This is a genomic window from Microbacterium sp. JZ31 (assembly GCF_016805985.1).
Taxonomy (GTDB): domain Bacteria; phylum Actinomycetota; class Actinomycetes; order Actinomycetales; family Microbacteriaceae; genus Microbacterium.
This window is the reverse complement of the sequence record NZ_CP017661.1, coordinates 217,503-240,968: the sequence shown is the minus strand read 5'-3', so window position 1 is coordinate 240,968 and position 23,466 is coordinate 217,503. Positions and strand designations below refer to the sequence as shown.

Genomic DNA, 23,466 nt, shown 5'->3' with positions numbered 1-23,466 from the left:
ACCGTGGCTTGTCGCGCACCAGCAGGCGGTGACCGCCTGAGCGGGCATGCGGAGGGGGCGAGGATCTGAGGATCCTCGCCCCTTCTCGCGCGCCCTCAGCGCTCCGCGTCGACCGCGGGGCGCCGGGACAGGAGCAGGATCGCGACCCCGCCCACGACGAGCAGGGCCGCCGTGGACGAGTACAGCGCGACGTTCGTCCAGCCGGCATCCAGCAGGGCGCCGGCGGCGATCGGGGCGAGGATCGCGCCGGCGCGCCCCACGCCGAGCGCGGCGCCGACACCCGTCGCCCGCACCTGCGTCCCGTAGCGCGCGGGCGCGACGGTGTAGAGGCCCGCGATGCAGCCGTTGACCAGCAGCCCGACGACGACACCCAGGGCGAAGGCGACCGCGAGGAAGACCGTGGACAGCACGAACGCCACGATCGCCGCCGCGCTCAGCAGCAGGAACACGAGCAGCAGTCGCTCGCGGGAGGTCCGCGCGGCCAGGGCGCCGTACAGCACGGAGCCGGCCGCGCCGCCGATCGCGAGCGCCATCCCCACGATCACGCCCTGGTCCACCGTCATGCCCGCCTCGACCATCAGGCGCGGCGTCCACGAGTTCACGAAATAGAACGCGAACATCACGGTGAAGAACGCCGCCCACAGCAGCAGCGTCGCCGCGAGCATGTCCCGCGCGAACAGCCCGCCGGCTCCGGACCGCGTTGCGTCGGATCGCGTGCGGGCCCCGGCTTCGCCGACGCGGTCGGGATCGAATCCGACGCGCGTCGCGATGCGCCGCAGCGCCGCGTGGGCGCGTGCGCCGCGCAGCTGCAGGAAGTGCACGGACTCGGGCAGCAGGAACAGCAGGACCGCGAGCAGGACGGTGCTGGCGATCGCGCCCGTCAGGAAGACCGCGCGCCATCCGGCCTCCTCCTGGAGGCCCACCGCCGCCAGCCCGCCCAGCGTGGCACCGACGCCGTACCCGGCGGTGTAGATGCCGAGCGCGAGGCCGCGCCAGCGCGCGGACGAGAACTCCGCCGTGATCACCGTGATGCTCGTCAGGATGCCGCCGACGCCGAGGCCGGTCAGCACCCGCCAGATGCCGAGCTGCACGACGTCCTGCGCGGTCGCCGCGAGGTACATGCCGGCCGTCGCGAGCGCCACGGACCCCAGGACGGTGACGCGGCGGCCGATCAGATCCGCGACGCGGCCGAGCGCGAGCGAGCCGACGGCCATGCCGACGAGGGTCGCGCTGATCACGACGCCGAGCACCGTGCCGGTCAGCCCGAACTCCTGCTCGACGCGTGCGGAGACGAAGGACATCGCGGCGACGTCGAAGCCGTCGAGCGCGTTCAGGAGCACCGCCGCCGCGACGATCGCCCACTGGTAGGGCGTCATCCGGGAGTGCTCGAGGTGGTCGCGCAGGTCGGATGCGCGGGCGGAAGAGGTGGTCATATCGCTGCAGCCTTCATCGGTTACTCGACGCGGCGCGTCGTCGCGCCGGTCGCCAGCATACCTATGCTCATAGCCTCTCGCCATAGGTACGGTGACGGGGCCTCGTCGTCGGCGCCCACGCCCGGCATGCGAAAGGGGCGAGGATCCGATGGATCCTCGCCCCTTTCCGTGCGTCTGGAGTGCTTACCAGCTCGACTTGGTCACGCCGGGCAGCTCGCCACGGTGCGCCATGTCGCGGAAGCGGACACGGGAGATGCCGAACTTCGTCAGGACGCCGCGGGGACGGCCGTCGATGACGTCGCGCGAGCGGACGCGGATCGGCGACGCGTTGCGGGGCAGCTTCTGCAGGCCCACGCGGGCGGCCTCGCGCTCCTCGTCGGTCGCGTTGGGGTCGATGAGCTGCTTCTTGAGGGTCGCGCGCTTCTCGGCGTAGCGGGCGACGATCTCCTTGCGCTGCTCGTTGCGCGCGATCTTGCTCTTCTTGGCCATGATTAACGCTCCTCGCGGAAGTCGACGTGCTTGCGGACCACCGGGTCGTACTTCTTGAGCACGAGGCGGTCGGGGGTGTTGCGGCGGTTCTTCTTGGTCACGTAGGTGTAACCGGTGCCCGCCGTCGAGCGCAGCTTGATGATCGGACGGATGTCCTGAGCCTTCTTGGCCATTAGAGCTTCACACCCTTCGCGATCAGGTCCTTGACGACCGACTCGATGCCACGGGCGTCGATGACCTTGATACCCTTGGCCGACACGTTCAGCGTGATCTTGCGACCGAGCGACGGAACGTAGTAGGTCTTCTTCTGCACGTTCGGGTCGAAGCGGCGCTTCGTCCGGCGGTGCGAGTGCGAGATGTTGTGACCGAAGCCGGGAACGGCACCGGTCACCTGGCACACAGCAGCCATGATGGTTCTCCTTCAATACCGTGGCGTCGGACGACGCCACCCAAGGTCTCTTGTCTGCACATGTCCCAGCCGACCCTTGCGGGCTGTGTTCGGGAGGGGATGTACGAACTGCGCACAGGAGTGCACGCAGACAATCGCCCAGCCTAGCACACCCGGGCGTGTCTCCTCGCCCCGCGCGGGAACCGCGGGTCGGAGACAATGGAGGGGATGAACAGCGCCGCACCCGACCGTCCGCCGCACTGGAGGTCGGATCTGCGGCACGCGTTCACGAGCCTCGTGCGGCTTCCGCCGTCCCCGGGCCCGCGTCTGCCCATCGCGACGCAGGCGGCCCTCGCGATCGCGGTGCCGATCGTCGTCATGACCGCGCTGGGCCGCACCGACCTCGGGCTGCAGGCGGCGAGCGGCGCGTTCGCCCTCCTGTTCGGCTCCCATCTGCCGCCCGTCGACCGGGTGGGCGTGATCCCCGTGGCCGCCGCGGGGCTCGTCGCGTCGGCCGCGCTCGGCGCACTGGCCGGCCTCTCGGCGCCCGCGACCCTCATCGGCGGCGTGCTCGTCGCCGTGGTGAGCGCGGCGCTCGCCTTCGGCTTCTCGCTCGGCCCGCCCGGTCCGCTGTTCTTCGTCCTCGTCTTCGGCCTGTCGGCGCACCTCGCCGCCGCCGGCGTCGACCGTGTCGCATCCGTCGCCGCGATCGCGGCCGGCACGGTGTTCGCGTGGCTGCTGTCGGCGCTCCCGCTGCTGCGCGTGGACGCGCGGCGGACCCCGCGGCGCCCCCTGCGCGAACTGCTGCCCGGGCCGCGCTGGTCGCCCGACGCGCGCCTCCTGCTCGCCCGTGTCGCGGTGGTCGCGGTGGTCGGCACGCTCGCCGCGCTGTGGGTGGACCCGGATCGCGCGTACTGGATCGTGACCGCGGCGATCGGCGTCATCGGCGTCGCGGCCGATCGCGGCACCGCGCTGCTGCGCGGCGTGCACCGCACCGCCGGCACCGTCGTCGGCGCGGGGCTGTTCCTCGTGCTCGGGGCGCTGCCCTGGGACGACCCGTGGGCGGGCTTCCGGGTCGCCCTCGTGCTCGGCGCGCTGCAGTTCGCGATCGAGCTCGTCGTCGTGCGCAACTACGCCCTGGCGCTCGCGTTCATCACGCCGCTGGTGCTGCTGCTCACGGGCGCCGCGACGGGCGACATGCACTCCCCCGGGATCGCGCTCGAGCGCATCGTCGACACGCTCGTGGGGGCGGCGCTCGGCGCGGTCACGGGCGTGCTGCACCCCCGCCGCATCATCGGCTAGACCGCGCCGCGCCCGGGCCGGAACGCCGACACGGTCGGGTCCCCGGGGATCCAGAAGCGCCACGGATACGCCGCCGTGCCGGCGATGCCCGCGACCCCGACGCGCGGGCCGGTCGCGATGTCGGCGAGCGGCTCCGCGCGCAGGTGCAGGCGTGCCACGGCGCCCTCCCGCGGCTCTCCCGTCACGGCGTCGATGCCGTCGTGGAGCGCGTGACGCAGGCCGATCGCATCGCCCAGCCGCCCGGGTCCGCGGGCCAGGTCGCGGTCGGTGCGTGCGACGCCCTTCGCCTCGCGGCGCCGACGGGCGACATCCGCGCCCTCGACGATCTCCCCCGCGCGCAGCAGGATGCCGTCCCCGCGCCCGGCGGGACCGCACACGACGTTCACGCACGAATGGATGCCGTGGCTGAGGTAGACGTACAGGTGCCCGGCCTCGCCCCACATCGTGGCGTTGCGCGCGGTCGGGCCCATGCGCGCGTGGGATCCGGGATCCGCGACCTCGCCCGATCCGCGCCCGTGGTACGCCTCGACCTCGGTGATCCGCACCGTCACGTCCCCGCCGATCCCCGCGGGGCCGTCCGGCAGTGTCGTCTCCAGCAGCGCGCCGAGCAGCGTCGGCGCGACGTCGACGGGCAGGCCCGCAAGGTCCTCCCGGCGCGCGGGGCGGTGCGTCGCCATCGCGCTCACCACGGTCCCGTCGTACACCACGAGATGTCGAAGCCGGACAGCACCGACACCTCCTCGCCCGAGTCGACCTCGACGATGTGCGTCTGCACGGTGCCGGGGATCGGCTGGCCGCCCACGTCGTACGGGTTCGTCAGGATGTCGGGCGCGACGAGCGCGGCGACGTAGCGTCCGCTCGGCGACACGCAGCCCTGCAGCAGCGCGTCCTCGGCGCCCACCTCGAACAGCACGCGCGCCACGCCGTCCTCCGCCACGTGGGCGAGCAGCTGCGCCTCGGGACGGCCGCTGTCGAGCATCCGCTGGTACTGCCGGATCGTGCCCGCCCGACCCTCGCCGCCCGCCGTGACGGGGGTGACCGCTCCGAGCATGCCGAGGTCCCGATCCGGCTCGACGAGCGCGGTCTCCTCGCCCGTGCGGAGGTCGAGCTGCCGGATGCCCTGCTCGACGCGCTCGACGATGGCCGTGTAGGTGCCCCGCGCGATCGCGTCGATCGTGACCGCGCCGCCCAGCAGCGTGGGATCGGCATCCGTCTCCGGATCCGTCAGGATCAGCTCGCCGTCGAAGTCGATCAGCAGCAGCGCGGAGGAGTCGGGCACGAAGCGCCAGCGGTCGACGCTCACGGCCTCGCCGCCCACCTCGATCGGCACCGGATCGGCGGCGGGCTCGCGCAGCCGGGCCGTGTACAGCACGCTCGCGTCGCCCTGACCGCCGGGATCGGAGTACGTGAAGCCCGCGAGGTCGCCGCGCTGCGACACCTGCAGCGCCTGCACGATGCCCTCGCCCGGCAGCGTCACGGCCGCGACGTCGGATCCGTCGCGGTTCATCACCTGCAGTCCGGAGACGCCGCCCTCCGCGGTCGCCACCACGAGCCGCGTGGAGGTCGCGCGGAAGTCCTCGATCGTCGGCGCGGTGTAGACCGGTACGGCGTTCTCGCCGTCCAGCGTCGAGCGGAAGATCGTGTCGTCGCCGTCCGGGTCGCGCTGCAGCAGGAAGACCTCGGCGGGCGGCGTCGTGAACGTCGTCTCGAGCGTGGTCTCCGGGCCGCCTCCGACGGCTCGCGCGCCGTCGACGCGAACGGTGTACTCGGTGTCGTCATCGAGCGGCACCGTGAAGCGCACGCCGACGCTGCGTCCCGCGGCGTCCACCGTGAACGGGGCGGCGGGCGTGACACTGACCTGCTCCGGGTCGACATCGGCGAGGGCCTGGTTCACGGTCAGGATGGCGCGCGCGCCGGCCACCTCGATCGCCGCGCCGGGATCGACCTGCACCTCGGTCACACGCGGGCCCTGCGCGAGGCTCACGGCCGCACCCGCCCCACCGAGGACGGCGAGCGCGGCGAGCACGCCCACGAGCGTCAGCGCGAAGCGGCGCACGCCTGCGCGGCGGCGCGTGCGGCGCCGGGTGGTGTCAGTACTCATACGGATCGTCCGGGGCGTCGATCGCGGTGATCTCGCGCGGCTGGATCACGAGGGCACCGGCGGCGTCGGTCGTGACGACGCCGTCGACCTCGACCCACGCGCCGGCCTCGAGGGCATCCTGCTCCGCCGCGACGGGCACGGTCGCGGGCTGCGCGTCGATCACGCAGTGGGTGACGACGAGGCGGCCCACGCGCAGCGAGCCGTCGTCCGCCGGCGCGACGAAGCCGGTCAGCGTGACCTGCGTGCCCTCGAAGGAGTCGGGGCTCGTCGCGCTCGAGAACACGGATGCCCAGTCGCCCACGCCGAACGTGCTCGTGTCGGCCGCGGCCAGCAGCACCTCGTCCGCTCCGGCGAACAGCGGCGCCGTGCCGGTGTCGCGCGCCATCGCGAGCTCGACCGACAGCGACGCGGGCGGCAGCACGAGCGCCGTCACCGCGACGGCCGATGCGGCGACGCCGCCGACCCAGACGGCGACCGAGCCGACCCCGCTCCCGGTCCAGCGAGGGAGCGAAGCGACCGAGTCGGAACCGTCCGGGCGCTCGTGCGGCTCGTGGTCGCCGTGGTCGTGGCCGTGATCGGCCTCGGCGCCGAGCGGCAGCGCGAACGACGCGACGGCGCCGACGAGCGCGAGCACGGCCATTCCGACCGCGAACCACGCCTGATCCGGGTTGATGTAGAGCGCCAGGCGTCCCGTGGCCGCGAGCCCGAGTGTGACGACGGCGAGCACGGCGGCCAGACCCACACCCAGCCACCGGGTCCCCGCGGATCCCCACGCGCTACGCAACGAGGTTCACCCCGATCCCGATCCCGAACGCCGCCAGCAGCACGACCGCGACGATGCCCGCGAGCGTGCGCCACGTGAACGTCGTGCGCATGAGCGCGAGCATCTTGACGTCGACGAGGGGGCCGACGAGCAGGAACACCACGAGCGATCCGGGCGAGAACGTCGAGGCGAACGACAGCGCGAAGAACGCGTCGACGTTCGAGCAGATCGCGACCGTCATCGCGAGGGCCGTCATCGCGACGATCGACAGCACGGGGTTGGATCCGATCGCCAGCAGCGCGTCGCGCGGCACGATCACCTGCACGGCTCCGGCGATCGCCGAGCCGATGACGAGCGCGGGCATCACGGCGCGCAGCTCGACGACGAACTGGGCGAGGCTGCGGCGCCCGCGACCGCCCGTCTCGTGCGTCACGACCTCGCACGTGTCGAGGAAGCGTCCGGTCAGCAGGCTCGCGGGGTCCGGATGCCGGCTGTAGATCCAGCCGATGAGGTTCGCGATGAGCCAGCCGCCCACGATCCGCGCGACGAGGATGCCGCCGTCCCATCCGAACGCGGCGTGCGTCGTGACGATCACGATCGGATTCACGATCGGGGCCGCCACCAGGAAGGTGAGCGTCTCGGCGGGGGAGACGCCGCGCATCAGCAGGCCGCGCGCGAACGGCACGTTGCCGCACTCGCACACCGGGATGAGCATGCCGAGCAGCGACAGGACGGCGCGACGCGCCCATGCCCGGCGCGGCATGAAGCGCTCGATCACGCCGGCCGGCAGCCACACCTGCACGGCGATCGACAGGATGACGCCCAGCATCACGAACGGCAGCGACTCGATCAGCACGCTGAGCGCGAGCGTCAGCCCGTCCTGCGCGCGCGTGGGCAGGCCGTCCGGGAACAGGCTCGGTGCGAACACGTCGAGCGCGACGAGCAACGCGACGGCGCCCAGCCCGAGCCCGAGGCCCGCGAGCACGCGCGACCCCGGTCGCCGGACGGCCGTCGCGGTCTGCGTCATGCCTTCGCGGCCGCGCAGGCCTCGCACAGGCCGAAGATGTCGACCACGTGCTCGGCGTCGCGGAAGCCGTGACGCGAGGCGGTCTCCTGCGCCCACTGCTCGACCGCGGTGGCCTCGATCTCGACGGTGAGCCCGCAGTTGCGGCAGATCAGGTGGTGGTGGTGACCGCTCATGGCACAGGCGCGGTAGAGCGCCTCGCCCTCCGGGCTCTGCAGCGAGTCGGCCTCGCCCGAGGCCGCGAGGCCGGCGAGCGCGCGGTACACGGTCGCGAGGCCGATGCCCGTGTTCTCGTCGCGCAGGGCGGCGTGCAGGCTCTGCGCGCTCACGAAGCCGCGCGCGTCGGAGAGCGCATCGCGCACGCGCTCGCGCTGCCACGTGTTCCGCTGGACCATGAGACCGATTCTAGGCCGCGACCCTCAGCGGCTCCTGGGCGGCGGACAGCGCCAGGGCGCGGTCGCGGCGCCATGCGATGAGGCGGCAGACGACGTAGATCAGGAACGAGATCGTGGTGATGTAGGGGCTCACCGGCAGCGTGCCGGCGATCGCGAGCAGGATGCCGCCGACGGCCGACGCGAAGCCGAACGCCGCCGCCAGCAGCGGCACCGCGACGGGGCCGTGACTGACGCGCATGGCCGCGGCGGCCGGCGTCACGAGCAGGGCCATCACGAGCAGCGCCCCGATGATGTGCACCGCGACGGCCACGATCAGGCCCAGCAGCAGCATGAAGACGATGCTCACCGCGCTGGTCGGCACGCCGCGAGCGGCGGCGGCCTGGCCGTCGAGCGAGTCGAAGCGCAGCGGGTTCCACACCATCAGCAGCCCGATCAGGACGATCAGGGAGATGGCGATCAGCCAGCCGAGGTCGGGGCTCGACACCGAGACGATCTGCCCCGTCAGCAGGCTGAACCGGTTGGCGCTGCGACCCTCGTACAGCGACAGGAACAGGATCCCGAGTCCCAGCCCGAAGGGCATCAGCACGCCCACGATCGAGTTGCGGTCGCGCGCCCGGGAGCCGAGCAGCCCGATCAGCAGCGCCGCCGCGACCGCGCCGACGAGCGATCCCATCACGACGCTGCCGCCGAACAGCAGCGCCGCGGCGGCGCCCGCGAAGGACAGCTCGCTGACCCCGTGCACCGCGAAGGCCATGTCGCGCTGCATGATGAACACGCCGATCAGACCCCCGACGACGCCGAGCACCGCGCCGGCGATCACCGAGTTGCCGACGAGCTGCAGCAGCGCGCCGTAGTCCTGGAACGAGAACACGTCGCTCCAGTCGAGAGCCGGGACGATCACGCGGCGCCCACCTCGACGGGCAGCGCGGGCACGTGGCAGTGGTCGTCGGCGTCGGGCGCGCCCACGACGACGAGCCGTCCGCCCGTGCGGAGCACGTGCACGGGTGCGCCGTACAGGTCGGTGAGCACGTCGGAGCGCAGCACCTCCTCGGGCGTCCCGAGCGTGAAGCGGCCGCCCGCGATGTACAGGACGCGGTCGACGTGGTCCAGGATCGGGTTCACGTCGTGCGTGACGAACAGCACGGCCGCGTCGTGCTCGCGACGCTCGCGGTCGATGATCGCGGTGACGGCCTGTTGGTTCGCGAGGTCGAGGCTTGACAGCGGCTCGTCGCACAGCAGCAGCGCGGGCCCGTCGGCGAGCGCCTGCGCGACGCGCAGCCGCTGCTGCTCTCCGCCGCTCAGCAGTCCCACGGGCCGTTCGGCGTAGGCGGAGGCGCCGACGGCCTCGAGCAGCGCGTCGACGCGGTGCCGGTCACCGCGGCGCGGGAAGGGGATGCCGAAGCGCGTGCCCTGGATGCCGAGCGCGACGAGGTCGCGCGCGCGCATGCTGGTCCCCGGCGGCAGCGGCAGCTGCTGCGGGATGTAGCCGATGCGCCGGTCGCCGCGGCGCACCGCCCCACCCGCCACCCGGATCTCTCCCGCGCTGAGCTCCTGCAGCCCGAGGATGGCCCGCAGGAGAGTCGTCTTGCCCGAGCCGCTCGGCCCCAGCACCGCGACGAACTCGCCGGGCCGCACCGCGAGATTGAGCCCCGCCCAGAGCTCGCGCCCGCGCAGGCTCAGGCCGGCGCCGGAGATCTCGAGCACGGGTGCGGTGGTCATGGATCCAGTGTAGATCGGCGACTGATAATCGTTCTCGTGGACGGCCAGACCTCCGCCCGCTCACGGCCGACGGACGCGAACGCGTCAGCCGGCGAGCGCCTGCTCGAGCGCTTCGATGTTGGCGGTCATCCAGCTGACGTAGGTGTCGCCGTCGGGCAGCGTCTCGGCGTACTCGATGACCGGCACGCCCGCGCCCTCAGCCGCTTCGATCACGCGCTGGGTCTCGGCGCCCGCGGTCTGCGTGTTGGTGATGAGCACGTCGATCTCGCCGCCCTCGATCGCGTCGAGCGCGGCGAGCAGCGTCGCGGGAGCGACATCCTGCCCCTCCTCGACCGCCTCGGCGAAGCCCTCTGTGGTCGCGTCCTCCAGCCCCGCGGCGGCCGCGAGGTAGCCGCCGACGGGCTCGGTGAAGAACACGTGGGCACCCTCGTGCGCGGTCGCGACCTCGTCCAGCGCAGACTCGAGGCCGTCGATGTCGGCCAGCAGCTCCTCCTGAGCGACCTGGATGTCCGAGGCCGCGTCGGGAAGCAGCTCGCCGAGCTCGGCACCGAGCTCCTCGACCAGGTGCGCGATGGTGTGCGGGTCGTACCAGACGTGCTCGTTGAAGCCCTCGATGTGGTCGTGGCCCTCGTGCTCGTGGTCGTGCGCCTCCTCGGTCGCCTCGCTCTCGGGGGCGGCCGTCTCGGGCGTGGCGGTCTCCGCCTGCTCGTCCTCTGCGTGCTCGTCCTCGGCGTGCTCGTCCTCTGCGTGCTCGCCCTCCGCGTGCGACTCGGCACCGGGGTAGTCGTGCGAGTACTCGACGACCGTGATGACGTGCTCGGTGCCGGCCTCCTCGGTCAGCTGATCCATGAAGGGGTCGTAGCCGCCGCCGTTGCGCACGACGAGATCGGCCTGCTGCACGGCGAGCTGGTCACGGGTCGTCGCCTCGTACGAGTGCGGATCCTGCGTGGGCGAGTCGACGATCGCGGTCACGTCGGCCGCATCGCCCACGAGCTCTGACAGGAGCGATGCGTAGACGCTCGTCGACGCGACGATCGAGAAGCCGGCGCCGTCCTCGGCCCCGGCGTCGGGGGCATCGGTGGAGGAGCAGCCCGCCAGGACGAGCGCGGGGACGGCGAGAGCGGAGGCGAGCACGAGGCGACGAGGCATGATCTCGATCGTACCGTAATGAGAATCGTTTTCAGAACGCAGCAACCGGCCCGCGCCCGGGCCGCGCTCAGCGCCCGAGCTGGAACAACTGATGGAGCTGCTCGCGGTTCGAGACCTGAAGCTTGCGGTAGGCGGTGCGCAGATGCGTCTTCACCGTGTTCACGCTGACGTGCTGCTCTTCCGCGATCTCGATGTTCGAGCGCCCGGCGAGCGCGGCGCGCACGACCGCCGTCTCACGCTTCGTGAGGGCGTCGGTTCCTGCGATGGGGGTGCTCGCCGCGACGCCGAGCAGGCGGTCGGCGACCTCGCCCTCGCCGCGCTCGCGCAGCAGCGCCGCCAGGCGCTGGCGGACACCGGCGGGGCCGAACGTCAGCGCCGAATGGCAGTGGTTCCAGACCGCGAGGGCCGTGGCGCGCTGCAGCAGCGCCTCGCGGTGGTCGACCGCGTCGGTCTCGGCCGCGATGAGCAGCGCGGGGATGAGCACGCGTGGGCGGGCGCTCGAAACGTGCAGCAGCGGCGCGATGAGCTTGCGTGCCTCTGCGCCGCGATCGAGCTGCACGAGGCGGATGGCGAGCAGCGTCGCGCTCGTCTGGCGGGTGACGTTGGCGTCCGCGTCCACGCGCGCGTCGCCGAGTGCCCTCATCGCGCGGTCGGGCTGATGCAGGATCTGCAGGAGGAGATAGCGCACGAGAGCCGTGTACTCGGCATTCAGCGGCGCGTTGGCGTACGCGGGCGCGAGCCCGCTCACGAATGCGTCGAACTCGGTGAGCAGCGCCTGCGCATCTGCGGGGTGATCCGGAGTGAGGAAGGCGCGCATGGCGAAGTACGGTCCCCAGTAGTCCAGCGACAGGCGGATGTCGATGGACGAGAGCACGACGCGGGCGGCGTCCGCCTCCAGGCGCTCGGTGTGGAGGATCGCCTCGGCGAGCCGCGACGGCGTCGAGGCGTCGGCGGCCCACCAGGCGTCCTCCGGGACCGCGGGGAGCTTCGCGAGCCAGTCCTCCGCATCTCGGCCCCTGCCATGCACGGCATGGATCAGCGCCGCTCCCCCCGCCGCCCGCGCCGTCACGATGTGGTTGCCCACCGAGGCGGCCCAGTCATGGCTCTGCACGAACTGCTCGAGCGCGTCGTCGAAACGGCTGACCAGGAGGTAGGCGATCCCCCAGTGGTAGTGGAACTCGGGCAGCGCGTTCGTGAATGTCGGAATGATCTCGACGGGCATGCCACGCAGGGCCGAGACCGCGAGATCGGTCGCGGCGACGGCGTCCCGGTGCCGACCGGCTTGGCGCAGCACCGCGATCCGGCCGGTGAGGGCGGCGAGGCGATCGAGGGGCGCCGCGGCGGGATCGTCCGCGATGATGTCCCGGTAGGCGCGCGTCTCGGGTCGTCGGTCGCGGGTGCGGCGAAGGTAGTCGTCGGCGAGTCGCAGGCGCGAGTTCTGGGCGAGCACCTGCGGCGGCAGCGCCTCGATCACGTCGAGCAGAGCGTCCGGCGCGTGCTGGAAGAGGTCGCTCCAGTGCTCCCTCATGAACACGAGCACGCGGTCCCAGTCCTGCGACTCCTGCGCTGCGGTGAGAGATTCGACCAGGGTCGTGTCGACCGGGTCCCTCATCTTGCTATTCCCCCGAATTGCATGCTGAGCGTTGCGATTCCCATTCTTCACGGCGACCAGGCCGTGGGGTCCCGGCCCGGCGGGCGACGCGGGAGCGGACCGGCGCCTCCGGTGTAGGGCCACGATGCCGACCGGCTGCCGAGGAAGGCTGGCGACGTCGACCGCCTCATCCGGAGACCTCTGTGAGCGCGACGAACTTCATCCGGTCCTCGCCGTAGAAGCACGTCTGCAGCGCGAGTTCGCCGCCGAGCCCGACGAGGTCGTCCGTGCTCGACCAGATCTTCGACGTGTACCGGATGTCGGTGACCTCGTAGATCTCATCGCGCCCGTCGATCCGCACCTGCTGCCCGCCCCCCCACCCGAGGATCACGTCACCTGCGCAGTTGTTGTGCGCTGCCCACACCGGAGGGACGTCCTCGCGCTCGTACGAGAGCATCTCCGTGAAGGTGCCGTCGCAGCGGTCGAGCTCGGGGATCCCGCCGCGCGCGCCGAGCGCCACCGAAGGCAGTTCGGAGAACACATCCTGGCGCACCTGATCCACCTGCTGGATCACAGCGGTCCTGGCCTCGCCATAGGCCTTCTCGACCGCTTGCGGCATCAGGAGTGCGGCCGCCGCGAGAACGGCGCCGGCGACCAGCAGGGCCACGCCGAGCGTGCGCAGGATCGTCCGGCTGCGTCGCACACGCGAAGCGGCACGGCTCCGTTCCCTCCGGGAAGAGTGGCTCCTTCGACCACGCTGCTCGAGCAACGGCGGCGGCAAGATCTCCTCGCGCGATCGCGTGTCAGCAGGTGGGGACGTCAAGGCCGCTCGTCCACGTGCACGGTGCCAGGAGCCGGGAGGGCGGCCCGGATGTTCTTTCGTCGCATGGTTCCTTTCCTGGCTGCTCTCACCGACGACGCATCCCGCTCGGCGGCGAGGGAGGTCATCGCGCAACCGCCTGAGCCGAAGGCCGCCTCCGCAGCACCGGGTGCTGCGGAGGCGGCCTCAGCGGGCTCTCAGCCTCGAGCGGTTCGCCGGCGTGCGACGAGGAGCACGCCGCCTGCGATCAGCAGGAGCAGCGCACCGCCCAGGAGACCCACGGAGACGGCACCTCCCGTAGAGGCCAGCGGCGGCGGGACATCCTCCGGCCACTCCGGCACGTCGCACGCGGCAGCGGCGTCGGCGAGCCCGTTGTGCGTGATGCCGGCGGTGTTGGCGAAGCCACCGGCTGCGTCCGAGCCAGGCTCGGGGCAGGCCAGCGTGGACGCATCCGCCGCGCCGGTGTCGAGCGTGGAGGTCACCACCACCCGGTAGGTGTGGGTGCCGCCTGCGGCGAGGATGCCGTCGGCGACGACGTTCTCCGCCGCGCCTTCCTCACCGAGCCCCGTCCAGCCCTCCGCGAGCGTGACGCCCTCGGGCGCCTCGGTGATCCTCGCGCCGGTGACCTCGATGCCGGCGCCGTAGCGGAGGCGATCGACCACCTGGTAGTCACCGGCGGCACCGCCGTCGTTGACCGCGACGATCTCGTACGTCACCGACCACTCGCCGTCGTCTGCCTGGACCGGTGCGCCGACGATCTGCTTGGTGATGTCGATCGACGGCAGCGGGGCGCAGTCCGTGTCGGTCTGCGTGCCACCGGTCTCATCCGTCAGCGTCGCGGCGTTGTTCAGACCCTGCTCGAGGAAGTTCCCCCCAGCCGGAACCGTGCAACCGGGGGCCCCGGTGCCGTCGGCGTCGGCCTCGTCGAAGTGCACCGGCACGTTCACCCGCACCGTCACGGTGTACACGTGCGGGGCGTAGCCCGCGTCGTCCAGACCGGCGATCTCCACGTCGGTGGCGATCCGCTGGTTCTCCGCACCGTCGAACGCGTCGTCGACCTCCACACCCTCGGGTCCGGTGACCGTGACGGTGTCGACCGTCACCTGGCGGGCGAACAGGAACTCGTCGTCCAGGTCATAGGTGGTGGCCTCGTCGCCGGTGTTGCCGACGATCAGGTCGTAAACGACGTCCCACTGCCCCTCGCCCGCCGGCTCGGCGGAGACGAGCTGCTTGTCCAGGGTCGGCTTGCTCGGCAGGACGCACTCGTCGTCCTCACCGGGGATGCCGTTCCACGACACCGCGGCCACGTTGTGCAGCGCGCCGTCGGCGACGCCACCGTCACCCGTGGTGCAGGTGTCAGCCACGGGGCCGTCCACCGCGGTGAGGTCGAGGGCGTAGCGGATGGTGACCGAGTAGGTGTGCACCACGGGGCCACCGGTCGCTGCGGCGATCGACTGGGCGGTCACGATCCGGGTGTTGCCGTCCGTTCCGAAGTCGGGGTTGATGCCCACCGAGTCCGGGGCGTCCGTGGTGACGTCCTGCACGCTGACCACTGTCACGCCCTCGCCGACCGCGAGGCGGTCGTCCAGGTCGTACACCGTGCTCGCGGGGCCGCGGTTGGTCACGGTGATCTCGTAGGTCGCGTCGTACACGCCCTCCTCACCCTCGACCGGCACCACCGCGCCCGAGAGGGACTTGGTGATGTCGACCAGCGGCAGCGGGGCGCAGTCGTCATCCGACTGCGTCTCGCCGTTGTGGGTCAGCTCTACCGTGTTGGCCAGGCCGCCGTTCTCGCCTGAGCCCGGGGGCGGGCAGGCGAGGTCGCTCGGGGTGACGGTCTCGAGGTCGAGGGACACCACGACCTGCACCTGGTAGGTGTGGGTGCCGCCGGCCTCGAGGGCGACGTCCGTAGCGATCGTGTTCTCGCCCTGGCCGTTCCACGCCTCGCCGGCGGTGACGCCGTCGGGGGTGGTGATGACCTCGGCGGACTCGATCACGATGCCCTCACCGAACCGCAGCTCATCGGCAATGTCGTACACGCCCTCAGCCGCACCGGTGTTCGTCGCGACCAGGTCGTACGTGATCGTCCACGTGCCATCCCCGTTCGCCGTCGGACCATCCGAGATGGACTTGTCCACCTCGATCAGCGGCAGCGTCGCGCACACCTCGTCGGCGGCGGGGATGCCGTTGTGATCCAGCAGCGTCCCGTTCGCCAGTGCACCCGACAGGCCGGAGCCCGGCGGCGGGCAGGCGAGGTCGGAGGGGTCGATGGTCGCCTCGTCGAGCGAGACGACGACCTCCACGCCGTAGGTGTGCGAGGCACCCGACTCGAGGGTGACGCCCTCGGCGATCAGGTTCTCCGCAGCGTCAGCAGCGGCACCGAGACCGGTCCAGCCGCCGGCGAGCGTCACGCCGGCCGGGCCGGTGACGTCCGTGTCCTCGATCGTGATGCCCTCGCCGAAGCGGAGCTGGTCGTAGACGTCGTAGTCACCCGCCTCGGGGCCGACGTTCTCCGCCACGATCTCGTACACGATCGTCCACGTCCCGTCGCCGTTCTCGGCCGGGCCCGAAGCGATCGTCTTGTCGACCGTGATGTCCGTGACCGTCACGCACGCCGCCGCGTCGTCCGTCAGATCGTTGTGCTCGATCTCGGCGGCGTTGGACAGCCCACCGGCCTCTCCACCTCCGGTGGCGTCACACGGGGTGATGACCGGCACACCGTCGGCGGCGTCGAAGGACAGCACGACCTCCACCTCGTAGGTGTGGGTGCCACCGGCCGGGAGCGTGATGCCGCTGGCGATCACGTTCTCCGGAGCGCCCTCGGCGCCCAGTCCCGTCCAGGCGGGCGAGACCGTCACGCCCTCCGGCGCCGACGTCACCTCGCCGGACTCGACGACCAGGTCGCCGTCGGCGGTCATGCGGTCGCGGACCTCGTACTCCCCCGCCGCGGCACCGGTGTTGGTGGCGACGATCTCGTACGTCACCGTCCACGTGCCGTCACCGTTCGGGGTCGGGCCACCGGCCACCGTCTTGGTGATGTCAATCGAGGGGATCACGGCGCACGCCTGGTCCTCCTCGACGTCACCGGCCTCGTCCGTCAGCGCCGAGGTGTTGTTGAACGCGCGATCGGCGTCATCTCCGTCGGGGCCGCACTGCGTCGGATCGTCCGCGGTTCCGGCACCCGGCAGCTGCAGCGGCACCTCGGCGACCACCGTCACCTCGTATCGGTGCGGCGCGTAGCCAGCGTCGTCTGTGCCGAGCAGCGGCACGTCGCCCGCGATGACCGTCGCGTCCTGACCGTTCCAAGCCGGGGTGGCGAGGGTGATGCCGTCCGGTGCCTCCGTCACCTCGGCCGAGACGATGGTCGCCTCGTCCGTGAAGTGCAGCGTATCCGCCAGGTCGTACGACGTCGCATGCGTCGATGAGTTGGTCACGTCGAGGCCGTACACGACCTCCCACTGGCCATTGCCGATCGGCGTTGCCGAGACCAGCTCCTTGACGTGGGTCGGGTCGCCGTCCACCTCAATGCCAGCGGGGTCGCAGTTGATCGTCGGCGGGATCTCCGAGTCGGCCGGGATGGCGGCCGCAGCGCAGGCGGTGTTCACCACCGTGTCCAGGCCGCCCTCTTCGAGCACCATCTCGAACTCGTGCGCCTGCTCCTCTCCGGGCGCCAGCTCGTCCACCGTGAACGAGCCCTCGGGGAACAGGTCGTCGGTGATCTCGAGGTCGGTGATCGTGCCCTGGCCGGTGTTCTCGATCACGATCCGGTACGGCACCGTCTCACCCGGGCGGTAGCTCGGGTACTCGACCGCGTCGTTGGCGTCGTGCCACTCCCCGTCCTTGCCGAGCACGTACTTCTTCAGCGAGGCCGAGTAGTAGTTCGCCACGGTGATCGGCGCAGACGTCCGCATCACCAGCTCGGTGTGCTCGTCGCGGGCCTGGGCGCGGTTCACGAGCCGGTCGCCGCCCTCGACGCCGTCGGTGGCGAACACGACCTGGAACTGCTGCGTCGCACCGGGGGCGAGCTCCGGACCGATCACACGGACCGCGGTCGCGTCGGGCGTGAAGGTCGTCGACCAGCCGACGGTGTTGCCGGTCGGGTCACCCGCGGCGCCGTTGGAGTCGTCCGCCGGGTCGTCCGACAGGGAGGCCGGGTCAGCAGTCGTGTAGTACACCGTCGCCCCGGCAGCTGCGTTGACCTCGGTCAGCGCATAGTCACCGGCGAAGTCGGTGCCGCGCTCGTCGCCGTTGAAGGGCAGGATGTCGATCGTGTCGGTGAACGCCTGCGCCAGCGGGTCGAACGACCGCAGCGTCACCGTCCACGAGCCCTCGCCCACGCCGTCGCCGTTCACGTTCGGCACATACGCCATATCGGCGGTCTTGCCGATCGCGGTGTAGCCGTTGGTCGAGACCGTCACCTGTGCTCGCGCGGGCAGTGATGTGACGCCGGAGACCGACGCGACAGCCGAGTTGGTCAGCGTCGATCCCGGCTCCACGCTGGAGTCGGCCACAGCCTGGTAGGTGAGAACGTGGTTCCTGTTGGTAGTGACGCCATCGATGTTCCAGGTCAGCACCTGCTGCCCGGAACCGTTCGTGGCCACAGTCGGCTCCGGAGATGCGGACCCCGCCACGTAGGTGACACCGGCGGGCAGGGTGTCGACGATCTGGTAGTCGTCCACCGACTCGGGCAGGTTGCTCGGCACATTCGCGGAGTACGTCAGCGAGAACGTCGCGGGGGTGCCGGGGACGACCGTCGACCGGTCCGCCGACTTCTCGATGTACGGGGTGGTGGAGGCGATGCGCACCAGGTCACGGAGGGCACCGACCGTGCACGGGTAACGCAGCCCAGGCGTGGGAGTCGAGCAGGTGGTCGGGACGCCGCTCCATGTGCCATCGGCTGCCTGGTGGAAGCCGAAGTTCCAGATGTCCTGGCCGGCGGCGACGTCCTGCTTGACCGTGTAGCCCACGTTCCAGCCGGCGTTGATGCCGTCGATCGCCTCCGCCTGCCCCTGCGTCATGGTGATGCGCACGGCCTTGACGGTGCTCGGGTCCGCCGGCGCGGTTGTGGTCCAGCCGCCTGCGATGCCGCAGGGGAAGGCCTGCGGGTCGTACGCCGCGTTGGCAGGGTCGACCGAGGCGTGGTTGCCGACGAAGTACTGGATAACCGCGCCCGGTACCGAGGCCGCAGTGGTCTCGACCCCCGCGAAGGTGAGATAGCGGGTGTCCACGGCTGTACACAGCCCGACGGGCAGGTTGTCGGCTCGGTCGATTCCGGGGTAGCCGGTGACCAGCACTTGTTGGATCTCCGTTCCCGGGGAGACCTGGTACGAGGCGTCGTAGTTGGTGCCACCCGATCCCGTGTAGCCCCGGACCCAGGGAGAGGTGAACGCGCCGGGGTAGGTCCAGGTCTTCGTGACGCTGTTGTTGGCAGGATCGTCCTGTGCGGTCTCACCCGACGGCGCCGTATACGTGGGCGCCGAGGACTGGAGCGTGAGCGAAGCACCAGAGCCGGGCACGACGCGTAGCCAGATCGAGCCGCTCGCGACCGCGACCTGGTCGGCCGGCAACGCGGCGCCCGTGGAGTCCCTGGTGGGCGGGTTCACCGGCTCGTAGTCGATGCCCGTCAGCGTCAGCCGGAAGCTGTTCGGGCCGAGCTGCTGGATGGTGCAGGTGTCCACCGGAGACACCGTCTGCTCGGCAGGGTGGTCACCGCCGGACCACGGGTGCCCGTTGGCTGCTCCCGCCGTGAACGGTGTGCACCGCTGACCGCCGATGCTGATGGTCGACCCCGCTCCAGAGGTGATGTTCAGGTCGTACGTGACGGTCTGCGGTCCAGGCTCGCTACGGTTGTCCCTGCTCAGCGTCCACTGCAGATCCATGTCGACCGTGGGGCTCGCGGGGTAGTTGTTGAGCGTCCAGTTGCTGGTGGCCACGGACCAGCGGATGTCCATCCCGAACGGGTTCGTGATGTCGACCGGAGTGAGATCCGCCGTCGCGCCCTCGATCGCCCCGGTTCCCGTCAGCTGCGACCCGGTCGCGCCGTCGACGCGGATGGGCGTCTGCAGCAGGTGAGAGGTGCCCTGATTCTGTGTGCCGATGTTGCAGACGAGGGTCTTGCCGTCCTCGGAGATGCTCGACGCGGGCGTCACGCCGTCGACCAGACAGGAGTCGGGCAGCTCCTCGAAGACGCCGTTCTCGATCGTCAGTGTGAAGTTGACGTTGTCGACCGGCTCGTTCGACGGAGCAGCCGCGTCGTCGTTGACGTTCACACGCCACTCCGCATTGAGCACGTCGCCGCTGGCCACCGTCGCCGGCGGCTCTTCCGCCCAACGCGCGGTGATCTCGTACACGGGAGCGGCGGCGGCCGGAAGCGCCGGGACGAGCGTCGCACCGGCGACGGCCAGGAGCGTCGCGAAGATACCGACGACCTTGCGCACCGGACCGCGACCGGCGTTGGGTCGCGCGCCCGTCCGCCGACCACCTCCCGAGCGGGAGCGCGCGTTGCCGCGCTGACGGTGATCCGGGCGTTTGGGCGCAGACAGGCCAGCCATGCTTTTCCTTCCCCCACTGCTCGACCTGGGACGTCGAGACAGATCCGGCTTGAGTATTCCGGTGCGACCGCGCGCAGGAGCCACTCAGGGAGAAAAATCACCCTTGCGGTCGCAAAAATCACCCCTGCCTGTCACCCGCCCCGCGTGAACGACGGCAGCCCCGGCCGAAGGGCCGAGGCTGCCGTCAGGAGGAGCGCGTGTCAGTCGAGCAGGAGCGCGGGCTCCTCGAGCACCGAGGCGATGTCGGCGAGGAAGCGGCTGATGGCGTCGCCGTCGACCACGCGATGGTCGAACGAGCCCGAGACCGTGGTGACCCAGCGCGGCCGCACCTCGCCGTCGACGACCCACGGCTTCTGCCGGATGGCGCCCATCGCGACGATCGCCGACTGGCCGGGGTTGATGATCGGCGTTCCCGCGTCCATCCCGAACACGCCGATGTTGGTGATCGTGATCGTGCCGCCCTGCTGGTCAGCGGGCGTGGTCTTGCCCTCGCGCGCGGTGATGGTCAGGCGCTCGAGCGACTTCGCGAGGTCGCGCATCGACAGCTCGTGCGCGTCCTTGATGTTCGGCACGAGCAGGCCGCGCGGCGTCGCCGCCGCGATGCCGAGGTTGACGTAGTGACGCACGTGGATCTTCGCGCCGTCCTCGCCGTCGACCCACGCCGAGTTGATCATGGGCGTGCGGCGCACGGCCCAGATCACGGCGCGCGCGACGATCAGCAGCGGAGAGATCTTGATGTCCGCGAAATCGGGCGAGGCCTTCAGCCGCTTGACGAACTCCATCGTGCGGGTCGCGTCGACGTCGGTCCACACCGACACGTGCGGCGCGGTGTGCGCGGATCCGGTCATGGCGGAGGCCGTCGCCTTGCGCACGCCCTTGACCGGCACCTCCTCCACGCGCGCGTCGACGGCCGCGGGCGCGGCGGCGGGCGCCGGCACCGGGATCTCCTCGTCCCGCACGGCCGGCCACTCGGGCGTCGAGATGTTGCGGAACACGCTCGCCTGCTGCGCGTGCGCGAGCACGTCCTCGCGTGTCACCTCGCTCGCGGCGCCGCTCGGACGCACCTCCGAGAGGTCCACCCCCAGGTCGCGCGCGAGCTTTCGGATCGGGGGCTTCGCGATCACGCCGACCGCCGACGCGACCGGCTTCTCGGGCTTCTTGCGGCGGCGCGTCTGCGCCTCGCCGCCCGTGCCGTATCCGACGAGCACGGCGCCGCCCGCGTCGCCCTCGGGGTGCTGTCCGGGACCGGTCGGCTCGTGCGCATCCGGGCCGCCGACCGCCGGCGCTTCCGCGGCCGCGACCGTGATGATCGGCGCGCCGACGTTCACGGTGTCACCCTCGGCGACGAGCAGCTCGCCCACGGTGCCGGCGAACGGCGAGGGCAGCTCGACGAGCGACTTGGCGGTCTCGATCTCGGCGATCACGTCGTCGACCGCGACGGCGTCGCCCGGCGCGACGTGCCACGAGACGATCTCGGCCTCGGTGAGGCCCTCGCCCACGTCGGGGAGATGGAAGGTCTGCATGATCGCTCCTTGCGTTGCGTGGGCGGTGTGTCAGTAGGCGAGCGCGCGGTCGACGGCTTCCAGCACGCGATCGGCGTCGGGCAGGTACGCGCCCTCCAGCTTGGCGGCCGGGAACGGCACGTCGAAGCCGGACACCCGCAGCACGGGCGCCTCGAGCGAGTAGAACGCGCGCTCCGCGATCGTCGCGGCGATCTCGCTGCCGACGCTGACGTTGCCGGGTGCCTCCTGCGCGACGACGACGCGGCCGGTCGAGCGCACGGAGTCGAGGATCGGGCCGTAATCGAGGGGCGACAGCGAGCGCAGGTCGACGACCTCGCAGCTCGTGCCCTCGGCCTCGGCGAGCGCCGCGGCCTGCAGCAGCGTCGTGACCATCGCGCCGTGGCCGACGAGCGTGATGTCGGTGCCCTTGCGCACAACGCGCGAGGCGTGCAGCGGCGCGGCGCGACCCGAGGGGTCGACCTCGCCCTTGTGCCAGTAGCGCGACTTCGGCTCGAGGAAGACCACCGGATCGTTCGACGCGATCGCGTCCTGGATCATCCAGTACGCATCGTTCGGCGTCGACGGGCTGACCACGCGCAGGCCGGGGGTGTGCGCGAAGTACGCCTCGGGGCTCTCCTGGTGGTGCTCGACGGCGCCGATGTGGCCGCCGTAAGGGATCCGGATGACGACCGGCAGCGACAGCGAGCCCTCGTGCCGGTTGGTGAGCTTGGCGAGCTGGGTCGTGATCTGGTCGAACGCGGGGAACACGAAGCCGTCGAACTGGATCTCCACGACCGGCCGGAAGCCGGTCATGGCGAGGCCGATCGCGGTGCCGACGATGCCCGACTCCGCCAGCGGCGTGTCGAGCACGCGGCGGTCGCCGAACTCGGCGAGCAGGCCCTCCGTGACGCGGAACACGCCGCCGAGGCGTCCGATGTCCTCGCCCATCATGAGCACTCGGTCGCTGTCGGCCATCGCCTTCCGCAGGCCCGCGCCCAGGGCCTTGCCGAAGCTCATCGTCGTGAGCCCGGACTCCGTCTGGGGCATGGTCTCTGCCGTCTGGATGGTCATGCTCACTCCCCTGCCTCGAACGACGCCTCGTAGTCGGCGAGCCACGTGCGCTGCGCGTCCACGAGCGGATGCGGCTCGGAGTACACGTGCGCGAACATCGAATCCGCCGACGGCGCCTCCAGCTGCGTCGTGCGCGTGCGCACGTCCGCGGCGAGCGCCGCGGCCTCCGCGTCGACGTCGGCGAAGAACGCCTCGGAGGCCCCGCGGGTCTCCAGATACGTCCGCATGCGCGTGATCGGGTCGCGCGCGATCCAGGACTGCTCCTCGTCGCTCGTGCGGTACTTGGTGGGGTCGTCGCTCGTGGTGTGCGCGCCCATCCGGTACGTCACGGCCTCGATCGCGCGCGGTCCGCCGCCCGCGCGGGCCTCCTCGAGCGCGACCTTCGAGACGGCGTAGCTCGCGAGCACGTCGTTGCCGTCGACGCGGATGCTCGGCATGCCGTAGCCGGCCGCGCGCTCGGCGAGCGGGACGGGCGACTGCGTCGCGACCGGCACCGAGATGGCCCAGTGGTTGTTCTGCAGGAAGAAGACCTGCGGCGTCTGGTAGCTCACCGCGAACACCATGGCCTCGTGCACGTCTCCCTGGCTCGACGCGCCGTCGCCGTAGTAGACGATGACGGCCTCGTCCTTCTCGGGATCGCCGGAAGCGGATCGCCCGTCGAACGCCAGCCCCATCGCGTAGCCCGTGGCGTGCAAGGTCTGCGAGCCCAACACGAGCGTGTAGATGTGCGTGTTGCCGTTCTTCGGGTCGGTCGGATCCCAGCCGCCGTGGCTCACGCCGCGCATGAGCTTGATGATGTCGACGGGGTCCACGCCGCGGATCCTGCACACGACGTGCTCGCGGTACGACGGGAAGATGTGGTCCTGCGGACGGGCGGCGCGGGCCGAGCCGACCTGCGCGGCCTCCTGCCCCTGGGACGGCGGCCACAGCGCGAGCTGACCCTGCCGCTGCAGCAGCGTCGCCTGCCGGTCGAAGGCGCGGATGACCGCCATGTCCCGGTAGAACTGCTCGAGCTCGGCGTCGCTCAGCGCGTCGATCAGCGGCAGGTACCGCTCGGCGGATTCCGACGGCGCGATGGCGCCGTCTGCCGACAGGATGCGGACGGTGCGGTCGATCTCAGGCTCGGGGAGAGCTCCTGGCGAAGTCACCATTCCACGCTAACCGCGGG

General features: G+C 71.4%; 19 protein-coding genes. 1 reads left to right on the top strand and 18 read right to left on the bottom strand.

Annotated features, from left to right (window positions below; translation table 11 throughout):
- Positions 1 to 95 precede the first annotated feature (95 nt).
- The 4 genes from BJP60_RS01160 to rpmB form a co-directional block, all read right to left on the bottom strand.
- Positions 96 to 1,433, bottom strand: coding sequence for an MFS transporter (locus BJP60_RS01160; protein ID WP_203137007.1), 1,338 nt, complete (start codon positions 1,431 to 1,433; stop codon positions 96 to 98).
- A 183-nt stretch (positions 1,434 to 1,616) separates the two neighbouring features.
- The gene (gene rpsN, locus BJP60_RS01155) at positions 1,617 to 1,922 is read right to left on the bottom strand and encodes a 30S ribosomal protein S14 (protein ID WP_135115039.1); all 306 of its coding nucleotides are present in this window, start codon (positions 1,920 to 1,922) and stop codon (positions 1,617 to 1,619) included.
- Between the two features lie 2 nt (positions 1,923 to 1,924).
- Complete coding sequence (gene rpmG / locus BJP60_RS01150) at positions 1,925 to 2,095, bottom strand: 50S ribosomal protein L33 (RefSeq protein ID WP_055987916.1); 171 nt, start codon at positions 2,093 to 2,095, stop codon at positions 1,925 to 1,927.
- Positions 2,095 to 2,331, bottom strand: a complete 237-nt coding sequence (rpmB, locus tag BJP60_RS01145) for a 50S ribosomal protein L28 (RefSeq protein ID WP_005051771.1) — start codon at positions 2,329 to 2,331, stop codon at positions 2,095 to 2,097. Before rpmB ends, rpmG begins: the two co-directional genes overlap by 1 nt.
- Positions 2,332 to 2,538: 207 nt before the next feature.
- Here rpmB and BJP60_RS01140 point away from each other — a divergent pair, with 207 nt between their 5' ends.
- Positions 2,539 to 3,612 (top strand): FUSC family protein, encoded by a 1,074-nt coding sequence (locus BJP60_RS01140; protein WP_203137006.1) that lies wholly within the window; start codon positions 2,539 to 2,541, stop codon positions 3,610 to 3,612.
- Here the strand turns inward: BJP60_RS01140 and BJP60_RS01135 are convergent.
- From BJP60_RS01135 to BJP60_RS01070, 14 genes are all read right to left on the bottom strand, one after another.
- Positions 3,609 to 4,289 (bottom strand): DNA-3-methyladenine glycosylase, encoded by a 681-nt coding sequence (locus BJP60_RS01135; RefSeq protein ID WP_203138813.1) that lies wholly within the window; start codon positions 4,287 to 4,289, stop codon positions 3,609 to 3,611. The two genes, BJP60_RS01140 and BJP60_RS01135, sit on opposite strands and share 4 nt — an antisense overlap.
- A 5-nt stretch (positions 4,290 to 4,294) precedes the next feature.
- Positions 4,295 to 5,713, bottom strand: coding sequence for a hypothetical protein (locus tag BJP60_RS01130; protein ID WP_203137005.1), 1,419 nt, complete (start codon positions 5,711 to 5,713; stop codon positions 4,295 to 4,297).
- Complete coding sequence (locus BJP60_RS01125; RefSeq protein ID WP_238439495.1) at positions 5,703 to 6,455, bottom strand: TIGR03943 family putative permease subunit; 753 nt, start codon at positions 6,453 to 6,455, stop codon at positions 5,703 to 5,705. Before BJP60_RS01125 ends, BJP60_RS01130 begins: the two co-directional genes overlap by 11 nt.
- Before the next feature lie 34 nt (positions 6,456 to 6,489).
- Positions 6,490 to 7,503 (bottom strand): permease, encoded by a 1,014-nt coding sequence (locus BJP60_RS01120; protein WP_203137002.1) that lies wholly within the window; start codon positions 7,501 to 7,503, stop codon positions 6,490 to 6,492.
- The gene (locus BJP60_RS01115; protein ID WP_203137001.1) at positions 7,500 to 7,895 is read right to left on the bottom strand and encodes a Fur family transcriptional regulator; all 396 of its coding nucleotides are present in this window, start codon (positions 7,893 to 7,895) and stop codon (positions 7,500 to 7,502) included. The genes BJP60_RS01120 and BJP60_RS01115 overlap by 4 nt, the downstream gene beginning before the upstream one ends.
- A gap of 10 nt (positions 7,896 to 7,905) precedes the next feature.
- Positions 7,906 to 8,796, bottom strand: coding sequence for a metal ABC transporter permease (locus tag BJP60_RS01110; protein ID WP_203137000.1), 891 nt, complete (start codon positions 8,794 to 8,796; stop codon positions 7,906 to 7,908).
- Entirely contained in the window at positions 8,793 to 9,614 is an 822-nt protein-coding gene (locus tag BJP60_RS01105) for a metal ABC transporter ATP-binding protein (RefSeq protein WP_203136999.1), read from the bottom strand. The genes BJP60_RS01110 and BJP60_RS01105 overlap by 4 nt, the downstream gene beginning before the upstream one ends.
- An 84-nt stretch (positions 9,615 to 9,698) precedes the next feature.
- Entirely contained in the window at positions 9,699 to 10,763 is a 1,065-nt protein-coding gene (locus BJP60_RS01100) for a metal ABC transporter solute-binding protein, Zn/Mn family (RefSeq protein ID WP_203136998.1), read from the bottom strand.
- A gap of 67 nt (positions 10,764 to 10,830) precedes the next feature.
- The gene (locus BJP60_RS01095) at positions 10,831 to 12,375 is read right to left on the bottom strand and encodes a helix-turn-helix domain-containing protein (RefSeq protein WP_203136997.1); all 1,545 of its coding nucleotides are present in this window, start codon (positions 12,373 to 12,375) and stop codon (positions 10,831 to 10,833) included.
- 166 nt (positions 12,376 to 12,541) lie between these two features.
- Positions 12,542 to 13,057, bottom strand: coding sequence for a hypothetical protein (locus BJP60_RS01090; protein ID WP_203136996.1), 516 nt, complete (start codon positions 13,055 to 13,057; stop codon positions 12,542 to 12,544).
- A gap of 314 nt (positions 13,058 to 13,371) precedes the next feature.
- A complete protein-coding gene (locus BJP60_RS01085; protein WP_203136995.1) occupies positions 13,372 to 19,725 on the bottom strand; it encodes a DUF11 domain-containing protein in 6,354 nt (2,117 codons plus the stop codon).
- A gap of 200 nt (positions 19,726 to 19,925) precedes the next feature.
- Positions 19,926 to 21,248, bottom strand: a complete 1,323-nt coding sequence (locus BJP60_RS01080; protein ID WP_203136994.1) for a dihydrolipoamide acetyltransferase family protein — start codon at positions 21,246 to 21,248, stop codon at positions 19,926 to 19,928.
- Positions 21,249 to 21,278: 30 nt separating this feature from the next.
- Positions 21,279 to 22,244 carry an alpha-ketoacid dehydrogenase subunit beta gene (locus BJP60_RS01075; protein WP_269467750.1) on the bottom strand — a complete coding sequence of 322 codons (966 nt, stop codon included), beginning with the start codon at positions 22,242 to 22,244 and terminating at the stop codon, positions 21,279 to 21,281.
- 56 nt (positions 22,245 to 22,300) lie between these two features.
- A complete protein-coding gene (locus BJP60_RS01070) occupies positions 22,301 to 23,449 on the bottom strand; it encodes a thiamine pyrophosphate-dependent dehydrogenase E1 component subunit alpha (RefSeq protein WP_203136990.1) in 1,149 nt (382 codons plus the stop codon).
- Positions 23,450 to 23,466: the final 17 nt, after the last annotated feature.